The sequence below is a fragment of the Niallia oryzisoli genome, from assembly GCF_043641075.1.
Classification (GTDB): Bacteria; Bacillota; Bacilli; order Bacillales; family Cytobacillaceae; genus Bacillus_BD; species Bacillus_BD oryzisoli_A.
Genome location: NZ_JBHZRC010000001.1, coordinates 1,349,931 through 1,364,050 on the forward strand (window position 1 = coordinate 1,349,931; position 14,120 = coordinate 1,364,050).

Genomic DNA, 14,120 nt, shown 5'->3' on the forward strand with positions numbered 1-14,120 from the left:
TCAAACTAAAATTATTACAATCTATACACAAAAATTATTATAATATAACAATTAATATAGACTACCTTTTTCTATCCTACTGAATCAATAACCGTCTTCATTAATGCAGGAGATAAATAGGCTTCGATTCCAGCAGCGACGGCAAGTAAAAAGCCAACTGCGATAAACAGCATGACATATTTCCCCAGCAATGGTAAAATAGGTTCGCTAATTTTCTTCATAAATTGCCGTTTTATCATTTTCAACGAGATGGTAACCGCGACAGTCGCAGTGACAATAAAGACAGGGATAATGAGAAAGTTTTGTGGCAGCACTGAAACAAACGAAAGAAGAAATCCATTCCAGCCCATCTGATTCACAAGAAATCCGACCGTAAAACCAACAACCATCCCTTTCATAAATAATAGTATCAAAATGATAGGAAGCCCAATAATTGAAATTCCCAGAAGACCTATTAAACCGATATATTTACTGTTATGCATAAAGCTCTGCAGAAATAAATCATTTGATGTCGCTATTTTTCCATTTGAAACTTGTCCAAAAAATTGCGACAAATAATAATACAGATCTTCCTTCTGACTAAAGCTCAAACTGTTGACAACTACAGCACCAAAAATAACTCCCATTAAAAATAATACAATCACAAAAAGATAGATTGAGGAATGCTCGCGTAAATGTGTGACAACAACGTTCTGGTACATTTTTTTCTTCATTATTTGCTTCCTCCTGCCAATCAATTACTACATTGTATGCAGGAGGCTGCAATCTATGACGATGATTCTATTGAAATTTACTAGAGATGACCCTAGATAATTTTTCCATATTTTCCAGCTCCGCCAGCAGCAAGCTGTATGGTACCTGTACGGGCAGCTATAATTCGCTCAGCCATCGCAGTCGGGACAACCTGTTGCAAATGCTCACTGGATACTTCGTGTAAAATAGCCATTTCAGTTCCAAAATGGTCTAGTAATTTTCCCATTATTTTCGGTCCAAGCCCTGGAATAAATTCCAACGGAACTTGGTGAATATATGGCGGGCGGTCTGGCCTTTTCGAATCTTGAGAGAGCTCTGCTATCCGATCTGCTACTCCTTTTATATACTTATGATGACCACAGTTTGCACATTTTTCATCATTTGGATCAAAAGGATACTGACATTTTTCACAGGCCGTTTGGTGGTACTTCCCGAGCAAAGGATCTAATCCATAGTTTGCCACTATTTCCCTGCCCTGCTGATTGGAAAGTGCCTTCTTTAGTTCCTCAAAGGTCGGTTCATTCATAGCAATTGTTTGATACTCTCGAGCAATTTTCCCTAGTGAATGTGCATCTGAATTCGATAAAAATGTATAGGAATGAAGCTCTTTAATACCGTCTGCCATATATGTATCAGAGCTTAATCCGAGCTCTATTGCATCAATCAATTCAGGATCAAATACCTCTGTTAAGGATTCTTGAACACCTTTTCCATACAGACTTTTAAACGGTGTAAATACATGTGCTGGAATAAACAATCCACCCATTTCCTTTACTGTGTACTGCAGCTCTTTCCCACTTACATAGATTCGTTGTGAACTGAGATGAATATTTTTCAGATGATTGCTTAACCAATCAGAGAAACGTTTCATTGTAGGAATATCTGAGAAAAAACACAGGACATGAATGGGGCCATGACAGGTCTCATCGTAAATTTCCAGCTCAGACCCTGGAATAATTGTTAAACCTCCATAGCTAAGCCCACCACCAGGTAACTCGATTAATTCTTCTGCTTCCATATGCTCTTCCATTTCCAAAATCACTTCCGGTGAATGACAGTCGATTATCCCAATCATATTTAGACCCTTTTTATCTCTAGCATGAGCAATTATATTAGAAAAGGTTAAGCTCTTCGCTCCAGTAATCTTCACTGCTCTTCCGCTTTTTGTCCTGCCTATATGTATATGAAGATCAGTATAATAATGATTCATCTAGTTTTTCAACACCTCTTGAAGCTGTAAGTATTGAACGGCAAATACCGTTTTGGCATCACAAATTCGTTCTTCCTTAATTGCTAACTGAGCTTGATCCAAGGTCAATTCCATAAGGTTTACAAATTCATCCTCATCAAGACCTGCAGCATTTTCTTTCTTCGTTAATCCTTTTGCAAGATAAACATGGACAATTTCATCAGCAAAGCCCGGAGATGTGTAGAAAGAATTTAATCGTTCTATACTCTCGCAATCATAGCCTGTCTCTTCCTCTAATTCACGCTTAGCACAAGCAAGAGGCTCTTCCCCTTTTTCCAGCTTTCCGGCTGGAATTTCAATTATCGTCTTTTCAAGTGCTTTGCGAAATTGCTCAACCATCACAATTTTATTTTCATCTGTTACAGCAATAATCGCGACAGCACCGGGATGCTTAATTATTTCCCGTTTAGCTGTTTTCCCATTTGGCAGTTTTACTTCATCTACCTGTAAATTGATCACCTTCCCGGAAAATATTTTTTCTGTTGTTAACGTTTTTTCTTCTAGGAGACTCATCTTTTTAAACCCCTGTTCTATTTTAAATTTAGCAGTACCTATAGTTATCATACTCTATTTAGAGGAAAAAAATATGTTATAAATAGATGGGAGGTGTTTAATTTGCAGAAAAGACGTTTAGGTAAATCGGATTTATTCGTATCAACACTCGGTTTAGGTTGCATGTCGTTAGGAACAGAACCAAATAAGGCTGAAACAATCATAAGAGCGGCTTTTGAGGAAGGGATTAATTACTTTGACACAGCTGATTTATATGATTTCGGTGAAAATGAAAAAATCATCGGCACTTCACTCAAATCTGTCCGTGAACAAGTAGTGATTGCAACAAAGGTGGGAAACCACTGGAATGAAGCAAAGGATGGATGGCGATGGGATCCGTCAAAAGAGTACATAAAGGAAGCTGTCAAAAAAAGTCTAACAAGACTGAATACGGAATATATCGATTTATATCAGCTGCACGGTGGGACAATTGATGATCCTATTGACGAAACCATTGAAGCATTTGAAGAATTAAAAAAGGAAGGATCTATCCGTTATTACGGGATTTCTTCCATTCGGCCAAATGTGATTCGAGAATATGCATCCAAATCAACGATTGACTCTGTCATGATGCAATACAGCCTTCTCGACAGACGACCTGAGGAAGAGGCTCTTTTGCTATTGCAAAAGCACCAAATAAGCGCAGTCTGCCGTGGCTCGCTGGCTAAGGGACTGTTGAGCGATAAAATGCTGGCAAAAGCATCTCTGTCCGTAAAGAAAAATGGCTATTTAGATTACTCCTTTTCTGAACTTACAGAGCTGCTCCCAGCATTACAAGCGCAATTTGGCCGTCCGTTTAATGAAATTGCTCTTCAATACGACCTCGCCCATCCTGCTGTTGCTGCTGTTATTGTCGGTGCCAGTTCGACCCAGCAGTTAAAAGAAAATATTAGTGCCGTCAGCAGCAAAGCTTTAACAGCTGATGAAATAGATTACATCAAACAGCATACAAAGGAAAATAAATACACTGCGCATCGATAACAGATAGTAGCAAAGGAAAAGCTCGAACTTTAAATAAAGTTCGAGCTTTTCCTTTGCATTCTTTTATTTAAAATCCTTCCAGTTAACAGTACTTTCATTCAGCAATTCTTCAAATGATTTATTTTTTTCCTTCAATTTTCGTTCTTCCCGTTTTTGTTCCTCCAGCGCTAACCGCTTTTGCTCCTCTTGATTCTGCAGCTCTTTTTTCCTGTCTTTTAGTTCATTAACCAGGTCAGCGTTCAGGAGATCACCAAGGGTAACCGGTTTTTCTTGTGCTTGTATTTTTTTCTCTTGTCTTTTCTTCATGGCAAATTCCCCTTTTTATGATGATATCCATATTATAACATGACTGTACAGGGAAGAAACGACAAATTGAGTGTAGCTTTCTAGTAAGCGCCGATGACCACAGTATCATCAATCAATAACCTTGGCTCAGTTGACTGAATAATATCTTCAATCGTATAACCCTTCGCCACTTCTACCAGCTTTAAACCGAGTGGAGTAACGTCTAGAACAGCACGGTCCGTAATAATTCGATTGACTACTTTTTGTCCTGTTAATGGCAGGCTGCATTTTTTTAATATCTTGGCTTCACCCTTTTTGTTTGTATGCTCCATAATCACAATTACCTTTTTCGCGCCATGAACCAGATCCATAGCGCCTCCCATTCCTTTTATCATTTTTCCCGGAATCATCCAGTTTGCCAAATCTCCTGTTTCCGAGACTTCCATCCCGCCGAGAATCGCGATATCGATATGTCCACCCCGAATCATTGCAAAGGATTCCGCACTATCAAAATAAGCGGCACCTTTGATGGCTGTCACCGTTTCCTTGCCGGCATTAATTAAATCTGCATCGACTTCCTGCTCATCTGGATATGGCCCGATGCCTAAGAGACCGTTTTCAGATTGCAGAACCACTTGTTTATCCTCACTAATAAAGTTAGCCACTAACGTTGGCATTCCAATCCCCAGGTTTACATAGAAACCGGTTTCAATTTCTTTCTCAGCTCTTCTTGCAATCCTTTCCCGTACACTTTCTTTCCCATTTGTCATGTTCTGCTCCTCTCCTTCATTATGCTAAGTCTCACATAGCTGCATCCTATCACTCCTTGTGCTGCTAATCTTAAGATTTCATCTCTTATTTTATCCGTAATCGCTCAATTCGCTTTTGCTGTTTGCCTTCTACGATGGTTTGTACATAGATTCCGGGTGTATGAATTTGGTCCGCCTCAAGCTCACCCGCTTCGACAAGTGTTTCCACTTCGGCAATTGTCACCCGGCCAGCTGCAGCCATCATAGGATTAAAATTCCGAGCTGTTTTATGATAGACAAGGTTTCCAAGCTTATCACCTTTCCACGCCCGTACAATACTAAAATCTGCCATTAATGCCTCTTCAAGCAAATATTCCTTACCATAATACGTCCGAATTTCCTTTCCTTCTGCAATTTGGGTTCCGACACCAGCCGGTGTATAGAAAGCCGGAATTCCCGCTCCGCCTGCCCTGATTTTTTCAGCCAATGTACCCTGTGGCAGCAGCTCTACATCCAGTTCTCCTGAAAGCACTTGTCTTTCAAACTCTTTATTTTCACCAACATAGGATCCAATCATCTTTTTTATTTGGTGATTTTTAAGAAGCAGACCTAAACCCCAGTCATCGATTCCACAATTATTGGAGATGATTGTTAAATTCCGTACGTTTTTTTCAACTAATGCCAAAATTAGATTTTCTGGAATTCCGCATAAACCAAACCCGCCTACCATCAATGTTGCTCCATCGCTAATCTCCGCTATTGCTTCCTTAAATGACGAATAAATTCTCTTCATTCCTCAACCTCCACACTCCTTCGTATTACTAGCAGCCTGCCTTATGCATCAGGTGATTCTTTCTTTCATAGAGTGGTAGTAAAAATAGTTTAGTTAAAAATTTGCCTTCTAACTTGAGATTATGATGTGGGGGAAAAAAAATGACACTTCATTTACCAAAAAAAGTTACGATTATTGAAGTTGGTCCACGTGATGGTCTGCAAAATGAGAAAAACTTTATTCCAACTGCCATTAAAATAGATTTTATTAAGAGGTTGCAGGAAACAGGCCTGCAAGAAATGGAACTAACTTCCTTTGTTTCACCCAAGTGGGTTCCGCAAATGAGGGATGCATCCGACATCCTTGCTTCATGTCTCAATCCGAAAATGAAACATATTGTTCTTGTTCCGAATCGTAAAGGTATTGAACTAGTACTGAAGACGCCTTGCCGTGCTGTAGCGGTATTTGTTGGGGTAAGCGATGAATTTAACAAACGGAACAGTAACAAAACGACAGCTGAGAGTATGAAGGAGCTAGTACCCGCTGTGACGGAGTTAAAAGGGAAAGGCTATTTTGTTCGAGCTTGTATTTCAACCGCTTTTTACTGCCCCTACAAGGGAAAAATAGTAGAAGCTGATACAATCAAGCTTTGCCAGCAATTTATCGATGCCGGCGTAGACGAACTTAGTGTCGCTGATACAATCGGAATGGCTGCTCCACATGAAAGCTACTCCCTATTTTCTAAAATAACAGAGTATTTTCCAAATCATTTAATTACAGCTCATTTTCACGACACCCGAAAAATGGGGCTGGCAAATATCTATTCAGCCCTCGAGGCAGGTATTGTTCGGTTTGATACATCTGCCGGCGGTCTGGGCGGCTGTCCATTTGCAAAAGGAGCTACCGGAAATGTGGCAACTGAAGATGTCGTATACATGCTTTCGCGGATGGGAATTGAAACAGGAGTAGATGGAACGAAGTTAGTCAGTGCTATTGACCTCGTTCGCCCTTATCTTTCAAGCCCGATCGAGAGCGCGTTTTATCGGCTTCATTCCACCGCTGAATAATTTCCTTCTTTCTAATCCATGTTATAGATGTATTCTATTTGTAAGGAGATGGATTAATTGAGTCAAAAACGTGAAAAGGGCTACAGCCAAAAAGGGAAGCCAACTGCGGATACAGTGAAACAGACAATTGCTGCTGAAGATTTGGAAACTGCTATACATCCAACTAAAAGGCAAAATTCAGAGCAATAAGCCGCTTCTTGTAAGCGGTTTTTTTGTTTTACTTAATTTCTGATGATAAAATAAATGTGCATCCAGTTTTTCCTCATCATGAAAATAAAGCTCGGAGGCATACAAATGAAAAAGATGAGAAGACTGTTTCGAATTCTTTTTTCGTTCATTTTCTTTCTTACATCTTTTGGTGTGTATTTTACGAACCGAATTATGTATATAAAGAAAAAAGACGACCATTCCATTCTTACCCGCGAAAAAGATGCCGGACGTTTCAATCCTGATGAGTTTCAATATTTACCTAAAAGAGAAGTGACTATCCCTTCCCCTTTCGGATATGAATTAAAAATGATCCTAGTCGAACCGCATTCATCTAACCACTATATTATTATTTCCCATGGTGTCACAGAGAATAAAATCAACTCCGTTAAGTATATGAATCTTTTCCTTGAAAGAGGCTTTAATGCTGTTATCTATGATCACCGCCGCCATGGTGAATCAGGCGGCAAGACCACCAGCTACGGCTATTATGAAAAGTTTGACTTAAAGGCGGTTGTAAATTGGCTGAAACAAGAGAAGGGTCCTGATTTACTGCTGGGGATTCACGGAGAGTCCATGGGTGCGGCAACGATGCTCTTATATGCCGGAATGGTTGAAGACGGTGCTGATTTTTACATTTCTGACTGTTCCTTTTCCGATTTTAAAGAGCAGCTCTCTCATTTACTGAAAACCGAAATGAAGCTAACACCGAAGCCGCTGCTTCCAATTGCAGACGTCTTCCTTCGGATGAGGGAGAGGTACTCACTACGTGATATTTCCCCTATTTCTGTTATCCACCAGATTAAGAAACCAATCTTGTTTATTCACAGCAAACAAGATACCTATATTCTTCCGTCTATGTCAGAGGCGCTATTTGAGAGAAAAATTGGCCCCAAAATGCTGTTTCTCGCTGAAAATGGCGCACATGCCCAATCCTTAAACGAGAATAAAGAGGCCTACCATGCCGCTATCGATGAATTTTTACTAGAGTTTGTTTATTCCAAAAAAGAATAAAGTAAGAGGGTGGCTATCTGCACACCCTCTTACTTGTTATTTGGTTTTGTCGAAGATACTCATTCTTGGATTCAGATATTGATTCGGACTTTTCAATTGGAAGCAACACGCTGCTTCATGAAAATCAATTGTCAGGTTATCTTCAAGAAATACTTCCTTTGATTTCTCCACATAGATACTGCCATTTTGGGTTTCAATGGCATAGTCGTCGTCTTCCAATTTGCTTACGAGCCATAAATTGGTTACGCCGCACATAACACAGCCGCATTCCTCAGCATCATATTTCAGCTTCAACAAACCTTGCTTCCCTTTTCGGAACTCTGAAATTTTCTCTGCTGCCTTCTCTGTTATTGTTATTTCCATTTCTTTCACGGCTCCCTTTCTACGATGTAGCATATTGACGATTGTAGCACACTTTTGAAAGAGACCGTAGTAATACACATTCTAATCTAAAAAAACCAGGCTGTTATTACACCTGGTCTTCTTCTGCTTCCTTTCCCACCATACTTGGAGACGGTCTTTCCTCTTTCATCATTCCACTTAGGTTGGTCCGGTTGTATTTACTCTTGTCATCACCGATTGATGGAGCACTCGTGTTGGCCATTGGAAGCTGTTCCAGTTCTTTTCCTCTTGGCATGCTAAAAACACCTCCTTACTTTTAAAGTGCTCCTCTTTACCGGCTCAACTCATTACAGTTATTTCCATATTTCTCAACCTGTCTGCTGTACATCCATGATATTTTGCAGTTCAATTCGGTGCTCCTCTCCAAAACGATCTACGACATGAAGACGACCGTTCAGACCATCCCAGTTATTGATCTGACCAACCAGCAGTTCATATTTCCTGTCCCGAAAGTGAATAATCGTAACGGGCTGGTTATATTCCATTGCCTCAGCAATGATTTCATTCATTATTTCTAGTTGCTGCTCATCTAATTCTTTTTTCGTTTCAAAGGTATCTTCTTCTGCCCATTCCCTTAAAACTTTGACATGCTCGGGCAGCATCATCGAAACCCACTTAATACGACCGCGATCACGTATCATACTTATCCACCTTTCTTACTTTTACCCAGGTTTACTGTTTATGCCCTCCAACAAGCCTTGCCCGCTGTCTGGCTGTACCGGCAGCTGTATAAGACACAGCACGTAAAAGAGCATCAGAACCGAAACGATTACGAATTTTATCAACTGTGTAGCCAAGCTTATGCTTTTTCCAGCCATCCAAATCAAACAAATTTAACTGAAAGTCAACATCGTCAACGATATTACTGAGAGCCATCGTAATTTTCCTTACCGTTTTCCCTTGATAATGCTCATGAAAAAGCTCAAGGCAGACACGGTATATCTCCATTGTCACATTTGTCGGATGTTCAATTGTCCTTGAACGATAAAAGCCGCCTCCAAATTCATCCTGGCTGTAGCTGACACCAAAGCTGATCGTTCTTCCTGCTTTCCGATGAGTCCTTGCTCTTTTTGCCACTTCTTCACACATTTCCAATATGACATACTTGATTTCTTCCACTTCTTTATAATCACGCATTAACACTTGGCCTTTCCCAAAGCTAACCTGCCCCTCCATAATCGGAGCACCTATTTCCGACAAGTCAATTCCCCATGCATGATGGTAAAGCTGGTTTCCCATAATACCAAACTTCTTCTCAAGTTTGTCTAAATCATAATGGGCTAGCTGGCCAACTGTAAAAATCCCCATTCCATTCAAAGTTTTTTCCAGCCTGCGCCCAATCCCCCACATATCGCGAAGTGGAGAAAGCGGCCATAGCTTCTCCGGAATATCCTCATACGTCCACTGTGCTACTCCTTGTTTTTTCGCCTCTAAATCAAGGCAAAGCTTTGCCATTAGCATATTGGGCCCGATGCCGACTGCACAGGGAAGCTGAAATTCCCGTTTAATATCCTCCCGGACTTTTTCTGCAATTGTTACCGCGTTTCCCCATAGATTAGCAGCTCCGTCCACCTTTAAAAAGCTTTCATCGACACTGTAAGCATGAATGGCTTCTTTGGGCACATAGCGGTTGAAAACACGGATAATCTCCATCGAAATTCTAACATAGGTAGCCATCCTCGGCTCTACCACCTTAATCCGCGGGTCATCCGGAATATCAAACTTTCGTGCCCCCGTTTTGATGCCAAACTCCTTTTTCATTCGCGGTGAGGCAGCGAGAACAATACTGCCTTCCCTTTCTTTATCACCCACAACTGCTAAATAGCATTCAAGCGGATCAAGACCCTCCATAACAGCAGAACAGCTGGCATAAAAGCTTTTCATATCAACGCATAAAATTTGCTGCTGCGGCATTTTACTATAATCCATCATAACCGCATCCTCCGTGAACTATTGTTTAGAACATTTGTTCTGTATTATTCTATTCATTATTGTAAGCGAATATGCGTTCTTATTCAATGGGAATTTTTAGAATCCATTATGAGAATAGCAAAAGAACCATTAAGCAAACAGCTTAATGGTTCTTCTATGTTTTACACTCCTTCAAGTTATAAGCTATAAAAGGAATTATTTAGTACCCAAAATCGACTTTTGATTGAAGGAACGCTTCTGCCAAACAAAAGTTGTTATTAATGTCAGAACTAATAAAATAAGCCCAAGAATGAATGGATAGCTGATTTCAACATCATAAAGGATTCCCGCAAGCATTGGTCCTAATACATTTCCAATACTCATATAGGCATTATTCATCCCCATCGCAAAGCCTTGCTCATTGCCAGCAAGCTTGGAAATAAGCGTATTTAAAACAGGACGCAGAATGGAAGTCGCCAGGAAGATTAACAGAGTAATCCCAAAGAACAACCAATAGCTTGAAGCGAGCAAGGAAAGAAGGAATCCCAACGTTGCTACTCCAAGGAAAATATTCAGTACAGTTGCTTCACCGTAGCGGCTGACAATCCGGTCAACAACAAAGAGCTGAACAATCACACTAACAATTCCCGTTGATGTAACCATAATAGCAATATCCTGTGGTGATGCACCGTACTGATTGTCAACAAAAAGGCCAAGCACTGATTCATAGGACATTAACCCAAAACTCATGGAAAGAGTAATGATGAGCGGGATAAAGTAAGGCATTTTAACAGACCGTACTATTTTTTTAGCCATTGATTCTTCTTTTGGTAGATCTAAAGCGCCCTCCTGAGCGATTTGACTTTCTTTCAGGACAATAACTGAAAAGATCACTGCTGCAAGTGAGACAAGTGCCGAAATTAAAAGAGGCGCTTTTAAACCAAAATCAGCTAAGAAGCCCCCGATTCCCGGGCCAATAACAATCCCCAGTGACATAGCGGCAGATACTAGACTGTTCCCTTTAGCACGTTGATCCATCGTAGTAATATCTGCTACATAGGCAAAAATGGCAGGTACGAGGAAGGCACAGCCAATTCCACCAATTACGCGAGAAGCGTACAGCCACCAGATCGAATCAAAACCATAAAAAATAAAGCTTGAAAGGGTTAGACCGATAAGCCCGAATATAATCATTTTTCTTCGTCCATATTGATCCGTCCATTTTCCAGAAATTGGCGAGCAAACAAGCTGGGCGCCGGCAAAGATGGCAATCATTAAACCCGCAGCTGTTCCTCCCTGGTTAATAGACTCTAGATAAGCAGGCAAAATGGGAATAACAATACCAAAGCTTCCTATCGCAATAAACATATTAATCATTAAAACAATCAGCTTTTTCCGTTGATCGGCCGACATAAGAACACCTCTTTTATAAGTTTTTCATAATATAAAAGTTGCTAACGTACAAAAATGAAATTTTACAAGTTCAAAAGAATTTTATCATACCTGACAATCAAGCAGTCGTCAATAAAAAAGCTCCCAAATCCTATTTGGGAACCTAAACTGCTGCAGGTACAAAATTATCCGTTCTACTAAAGCGGGTGTGTAAGCATTCTAAGCTTTTTTCTGACTAACCTAACTAAATCGGAACGGTTGAAATGGCTGTCTTTATTTTCTTCTACTTCAGAAGCGTGTTTATAATCTTCAAAATCACCTTGATAGACTAATTGAAAAAGCGGTATTTGCTTTAAATCATCTGGTGTAACATGTGAAGGATGCTTCGATAACTCAATCACATGTGCCTCCTTTAATACGGTAAAAACAAATTGTGAGCAAAAAAACCTATACTCACGATTAATTTCTTTATTAAAAGGAATGGCAAATACGCCCAATAAATTATAACGATAAAGCTCCTTCTGTGACTCTATCTGCTGGATAAATTGGTTCATTTTCAAAAACTGATCCTCTGTAATCGTACAGCAATAAATAGCACATTTCGCTTGCTTTAACAAACCGGTGTGAATACTTTCCTTAACAAATCCTCCCGTAAATGGGTTTCGCGGCCTCTTTCTTCCAAAACTGTACAGCTCTAAAAAGTGAGGATCAAAAGAAAGAGAAGCATGATTGTAGGGCTTTTTTGTATAAAACTTTATCACTCTAGTAAAAAGCGTGCCGGTATCAGTAAGAACTAAATAGACTTTTCTTTCCATGGTCCGTACTCACCTCGGTTCATAAATGTAAGCAGAGGGAATGACTTATTCTACGATTACATTCAAGCCTCATTACTGCTTTCAATTTTATTTTAACAGGGATTTCTAATATAGAAAGGTACCCTGAGCTTTAATTTACTATAAGACTTAAGCCTTATTTATTCAACGTAACATTGTTACCAAATTAATCGTTAGCTGACAAAATCATCATAACTTATATTGATTAAGCTAATAAATAACCCACATCAATATGATACAATAAAACGAGAAATGACAATCTATTTTTCAGCATTCAATATTGATGCACATAGACCTACTAAATTGGGGTTGGTAACATTTGATACGATTCAAACGGCATGAAGGATTTCGTTTTACATTTAACACTCCTATACCTGCTATCTTTACAATTGAAGAAGTAAATGGAAACGTTGTTGAGACTTCAGAAGGCATGGCCACGATGATGGATATAAGTCCTAACGGATTAAAATTAAATACACCCTTGAACATCCCGATTTCCAAACTGGGTCAAGTCAAGATATCTGTTCGATTTCAATTAAATGAGACAATGTTTCAAGTACATGGAATGATTATCTGGCGAGAAGACAAATATAATCATTTTCTATATGGAGTCCATTTCTCCATTGATGAGAGGGTACAAGAAGATTTAATTAGAAATATAAAATCCTATGTCAAGTCTGCTACTGATTAGCTTTAAAGAAAAATAAAGCCAAAAGAAAACCGCCTTAACGCAGATAAGCGTCAAGGCGGTTTTTATTGTAATTAATAAGCTAAACTGAAAAGACCTTTTATGTGTGACAAATAACGAACATTACTTGCTTCTTTCATTAAAGATGCAGGCAGACCTTTAAGCGGAGTAGAATTTCCTCCAATTTCTGCAACTGCGTCTTTACGTCCAAGGCTGGCAAGTGTACCAGAGTTAATTGGCGCAAATTCTTCGAATGATTTATCCATTAAGTATGCGTATAGATTGTATCCAACAAGCTCACCCATCTGCCATGCATTCTGAGCAGTTGGTGCGTATGGGCGTCCGCCTTCTTTAGGGAATGCCACTGCTGAGTCTCCTACCACAAATACATCTTTATGTGATTTTGACTGAAGGTATTCATTAACAGTCGCTTTACCGCGGTCTACTTCAAGGCCTGATTCCGCTACAATTGGAAGAGCCTGCACACCGCCGGTCCATACGAAAGTATTTGCTGTAATTTTGCTTCCATCCTTAAGGTCAATAACATTTCCTTGAACATTTGTAACAGGAAGCCCTGTTAAAAATTCAACGCCGCGTGATTCTAAACTAGCAACAGCACGCTCTATTAAATGATCCGGCAATACAGGAAGAACCTTAGGACCTGCTTCAACTAGTTTCAATTTGATATCCTTTGGATTTACACCATAGCCTTTAGCAATCTTTGGAAGGTTATCAGCAAGCTCACCAACTAATTCAATACCGGTTAAGCCACCGCCGCCAATTAGAATAGTTGCATCTGCTTCATTTTTCGTTTTCGCATATTCACGAATACGACCTTCGATATGTGCTCGGATCTGATTGGCATCCTCAACAGATTTTAACACCATACTGTTTTCTTCAAGTCCAGGGATACCGAAATAAGCCGTTTTGCTTCCTAGACCAACAACAAGAGCATCATAGGTTAACGTCGAACCGTCTGAAAGGAAAACTTTTTTATCATCGACAGAGAAACGTTCCACCTTCGCAATTTTCAGGTCGATATCCTTTCCTTTTAACAGCTTATCTAACGGAAGAGCTACAGAACCTTCACCCGTAGTTCCGCCTGCAAGACGGTGCAGCTCGGTAATAATTTGATGTGTTGGATATTGGTTAATCACTGTTACATATGCTTCTTGGCTATTTAAATACTTACGAACAGTTAACGCAGATAAAAGTCCGCCATACCCTGCTCCTAAGATTACAATATGTTTTGACATGTATTTCCA

General features: G+C 39.8%; 18 protein-coding genes. 5 read left to right on the forward strand and 13 right to left on the reverse strand.

The window, feature by feature from the left end:
- Positions 1–71: 71 nt before the first annotated feature.
- The 3 genes from spoIIM to ACHUFV_RS06905 all read right to left on the reverse strand — a co-directional run bounded on the left by spoIIM (position 72) and on the right by ACHUFV_RS06905 (position 2,515).
- A complete protein-coding gene (spoIIM, locus tag ACHUFV_RS06895; protein ID WP_394232850.1) occupies positions 72–713 on the reverse strand; it encodes a stage II sporulation protein M in 642 nt (213 codons plus the stop codon).
- Positions 714–805: 92 nt separating this feature from the next.
- Complete coding sequence (locus tag ACHUFV_RS06900) at positions 806–1,963, reverse strand: endonuclease Q family protein (protein WP_394232851.1); 1,158 nt, start codon at positions 1,961–1,963, stop codon at positions 806–808.
- Positions 1,964–2,515: an NUDIX hydrolase gene (locus ACHUFV_RS06905; protein ID WP_394232852.1), complete on the reverse strand. Its 552-nt coding sequence runs from the start codon at positions 2,513–2,515 to the stop codon at positions 1,964–1,966.
- 102 nt (positions 2,516–2,617) lie between these two features.
- Between ACHUFV_RS06905 and ACHUFV_RS06910 the strand changes: the two genes are divergently transcribed.
- Complete coding sequence (locus ACHUFV_RS06910; RefSeq protein ID WP_394232853.1) at positions 2,618–3,535, forward strand: aldo/keto reductase; 918 nt, start codon at positions 2,618–2,620, stop codon at positions 3,533–3,535.
- A gap of 63 nt (positions 3,536–3,598) precedes the next feature.
- Here the strand turns inward: ACHUFV_RS06910 and ACHUFV_RS06915 are convergent, their stop codons facing one another.
- The 3 genes from ACHUFV_RS06915 to ACHUFV_RS06925 all read right to left on the reverse strand — a co-directional run bounded on the left by ACHUFV_RS06915 (position 3,599) and on the right by ACHUFV_RS06925 (position 5,362).
- A complete protein-coding gene (locus ACHUFV_RS06915) occupies positions 3,599–3,841 on the reverse strand; it encodes a YqkE family protein (RefSeq protein WP_394232854.1) in 243 nt (80 codons plus the stop codon).
- 80 nt (positions 3,842–3,921) lie between these two features.
- Positions 3,922–4,590 carry a CoA transferase subunit B gene (locus ACHUFV_RS06920; protein WP_394232855.1) on the reverse strand — a complete coding sequence of 223 codons (669 nt, stop codon included), beginning with the start codon at positions 4,588–4,590 and terminating at the stop codon, positions 3,922–3,924.
- An 85-nt stretch (positions 4,591–4,675) separates the two neighbouring features.
- Complete coding sequence (locus ACHUFV_RS06925) at positions 4,676–5,362, reverse strand: CoA transferase subunit A (protein WP_394232856.1); 687 nt, start codon at positions 5,360–5,362, stop codon at positions 4,676–4,678.
- 140 nt (positions 5,363–5,502) lie between these two features.
- Between ACHUFV_RS06925 and ACHUFV_RS06930 the strand changes: the two genes are divergently transcribed.
- From ACHUFV_RS06930 to ACHUFV_RS06940, 3 genes are all read left to right on the forward strand, one after another.
- On the forward strand, positions 5,503–6,408 hold the full coding sequence (locus ACHUFV_RS06930) for a hydroxymethylglutaryl-CoA lyase (protein ID WP_394232857.1): 906 nt from the start codon (positions 5,503–5,505) through the stop codon (positions 6,406–6,408).
- Positions 6,409–6,465: 57 nt separating this feature from the next.
- Entirely contained in the window at positions 6,466–6,597 is a 132-nt protein-coding gene (locus ACHUFV_RS06935; protein ID WP_394232858.1) for a hypothetical protein, read from the forward strand.
- 114 nt (positions 6,598–6,711) lie between these two features.
- Entirely contained in the window at positions 6,712–7,629 is a 918-nt protein-coding gene (locus ACHUFV_RS06940) for an alpha/beta hydrolase (protein WP_394233413.1), read from the forward strand.
- Between the two features lie 36 nt (positions 7,630–7,665).
- On the opposite strand, the gene ACHUFV_RS06945 is transcribed toward ACHUFV_RS06940, so the two are convergent.
- The 6 genes from ACHUFV_RS06945 to ACHUFV_RS06970 form a co-directional block, all read right to left on the reverse strand.
- Positions 7,666–7,992 (reverse strand): iron-sulfur cluster biosynthesis family protein, encoded by a 327-nt coding sequence (locus tag ACHUFV_RS06945; RefSeq protein WP_394232859.1) that lies wholly within the window; start codon positions 7,990–7,992, stop codon positions 7,666–7,668.
- Positions 7,993–8,098: 106 nt separating this feature from the next.
- Positions 8,099–8,266, reverse strand: coding sequence for a hypothetical protein (locus ACHUFV_RS06950; RefSeq protein ID WP_394232860.1), 168 nt, complete (start codon positions 8,264–8,266; stop codon positions 8,099–8,101).
- Between the two features lie 73 nt (positions 8,267–8,339).
- A complete protein-coding gene (locus ACHUFV_RS06955) occupies positions 8,340–8,672 on the reverse strand; it encodes a YolD-like family protein (RefSeq protein ID WP_394232861.1) in 333 nt (110 codons plus the stop codon).
- Between the two features lie 31 nt (positions 8,673–8,703).
- Positions 8,704–9,963, reverse strand: coding sequence for a Y-family DNA polymerase (locus ACHUFV_RS06960; RefSeq protein ID WP_394232862.1), 1,260 nt, complete (start codon positions 9,961–9,963; stop codon positions 8,704–8,706).
- 195 nt (positions 9,964–10,158) lie between these two features.
- Positions 10,159–11,355 carry an MFS transporter gene (locus ACHUFV_RS06965; RefSeq protein WP_394232863.1) on the reverse strand — a complete coding sequence of 399 codons (1,197 nt, stop codon included), beginning with the start codon at positions 11,353–11,355 and terminating at the stop codon, positions 10,159–10,161.
- A gap of 176 nt (positions 11,356–11,531) precedes the next feature.
- Positions 11,532–12,149, reverse strand: a complete 618-nt coding sequence (locus ACHUFV_RS06970) for a hypothetical protein (RefSeq protein ID WP_394232864.1) — start codon at positions 12,147–12,149, stop codon at positions 11,532–11,534.
- A gap of 337 nt (positions 12,150–12,486) precedes the next feature.
- Here ACHUFV_RS06970 and ACHUFV_RS06975 point away from each other — a divergent pair, with 337 nt between their 5' ends.
- The gene (locus ACHUFV_RS06975) at positions 12,487–12,858 is read left to right on the forward strand and encodes a PilZ domain-containing protein (protein ID WP_394232865.1); all 372 of its coding nucleotides are present in this window, start codon (positions 12,487–12,489) and stop codon (positions 12,856–12,858) included.
- Positions 12,859–12,929: 71 nt separating this feature from the next.
- Here ACHUFV_RS06975 and ACHUFV_RS06980 read toward each other — a convergent pair whose 3' ends face one another.
- Positions 12,930–14,111, reverse strand: a complete 1,182-nt coding sequence (locus tag ACHUFV_RS06980) for an NAD(P)/FAD-dependent oxidoreductase (RefSeq protein WP_394232866.1) — start codon at positions 14,109–14,111, stop codon at positions 12,930–12,932.
- Positions 14,112–14,120: the final 9 nt, after the last annotated feature.

What these genes read in the sequence shown, in the direction of transcription:
- spoIIM (WP_394232850.1), bottom strand. Translation starts at nt 713, where the DNA reads ATGAAGAAAAAAATGTACCAGAACGTTGTTGTCACACATTTACGCGAG.
- ACHUFV_RS06900 (WP_394232851.1), bottom strand. Translation starts at nt 1,963, where the DNA reads ATGAATCATTATTATACTGATCTTCATATACATATAGGCAGGACAAAA.
- ACHUFV_RS06905 (WP_394232852.1), bottom strand. Translation starts at nt 2,515, where the DNA reads ATGAGTCTCCTAGAAGAAAAAACGTTAACAACAGAAAAAATATTTTCC.
- ACHUFV_RS06915 (WP_394232854.1), bottom strand. Translation starts at nt 3,841, where the DNA reads ATGAAGAAAAGACAAGAGAAAAAAATACAAGCACAAGAAAAACCGGTT.
- ACHUFV_RS06920 (WP_394232855.1), bottom strand. Translation starts at nt 4,590, where the DNA reads ATGACAAATGGGAAAGAAAGTGTACGGGAAAGGATTGCAAGAAGAGCT.
- ACHUFV_RS06925 (WP_394232856.1), bottom strand. Translation starts at nt 5,362, where the DNA reads ATGAAGAGAATTTATTCGTCATTTAAGGAAGCAATAGCGGAGATTAGC.
- ACHUFV_RS06930 (WP_394232857.1), top strand. Translation starts at nt 5,503, where the DNA reads ATGACACTTCATTTACCAAAAAAAGTTACGATTATTGAAGTTGGTCCA.
- ACHUFV_RS06940 (WP_394233413.1), top strand. Translation starts at nt 6,712, where the DNA reads ATGAGAAGACTGTTTCGAATTCTTTTTTCGTTCATTTTCTTTCTTACA.
- ACHUFV_RS06945 (WP_394232859.1), bottom strand. Translation starts at nt 7,992, where the DNA reads ATGGAAATAACAATAACAGAGAAGGCAGCAGAGAAAATTTCAGAGTTC.
- ACHUFV_RS06950 (WP_394232860.1), bottom strand. Translation starts at nt 8,266, where the DNA reads ATGCCAAGAGGAAAAGAACTGGAACAGCTTCCAATGGCCAACACGAGT.
- ACHUFV_RS06955 (WP_394232861.1), bottom strand. Translation starts at nt 8,672, where the DNA reads ATGATACGTGATCGCGGTCGTATTAAGTGGGTTTCGATGATGCTGCCC.
- ACHUFV_RS06960 (WP_394232862.1), bottom strand. Translation starts at nt 9,963, where the DNA reads ATGATGGATTATAGTAAAATGCCGCAGCAGCAAATTTTATGCGTTGAT.
- ACHUFV_RS06965 (WP_394232863.1), bottom strand. Translation starts at nt 11,355, where the DNA reads ATGTCGGCCGATCAACGGAAAAAGCTGATTGTTTTAATGATTAATATG.
- ACHUFV_RS06970 (WP_394232864.1), bottom strand. Translation starts at nt 12,149, where the DNA reads ATGGAAAGAAAAGTCTATTTAGTTCTTACTGATACCGGCACGCTTTTT.
- ACHUFV_RS06980 (WP_394232866.1), bottom strand. Translation starts at nt 14,111, where the DNA reads ATGTCAAAACATATTGTAATCTTAGGAGCAGGGTATGGCGGACTTTTA.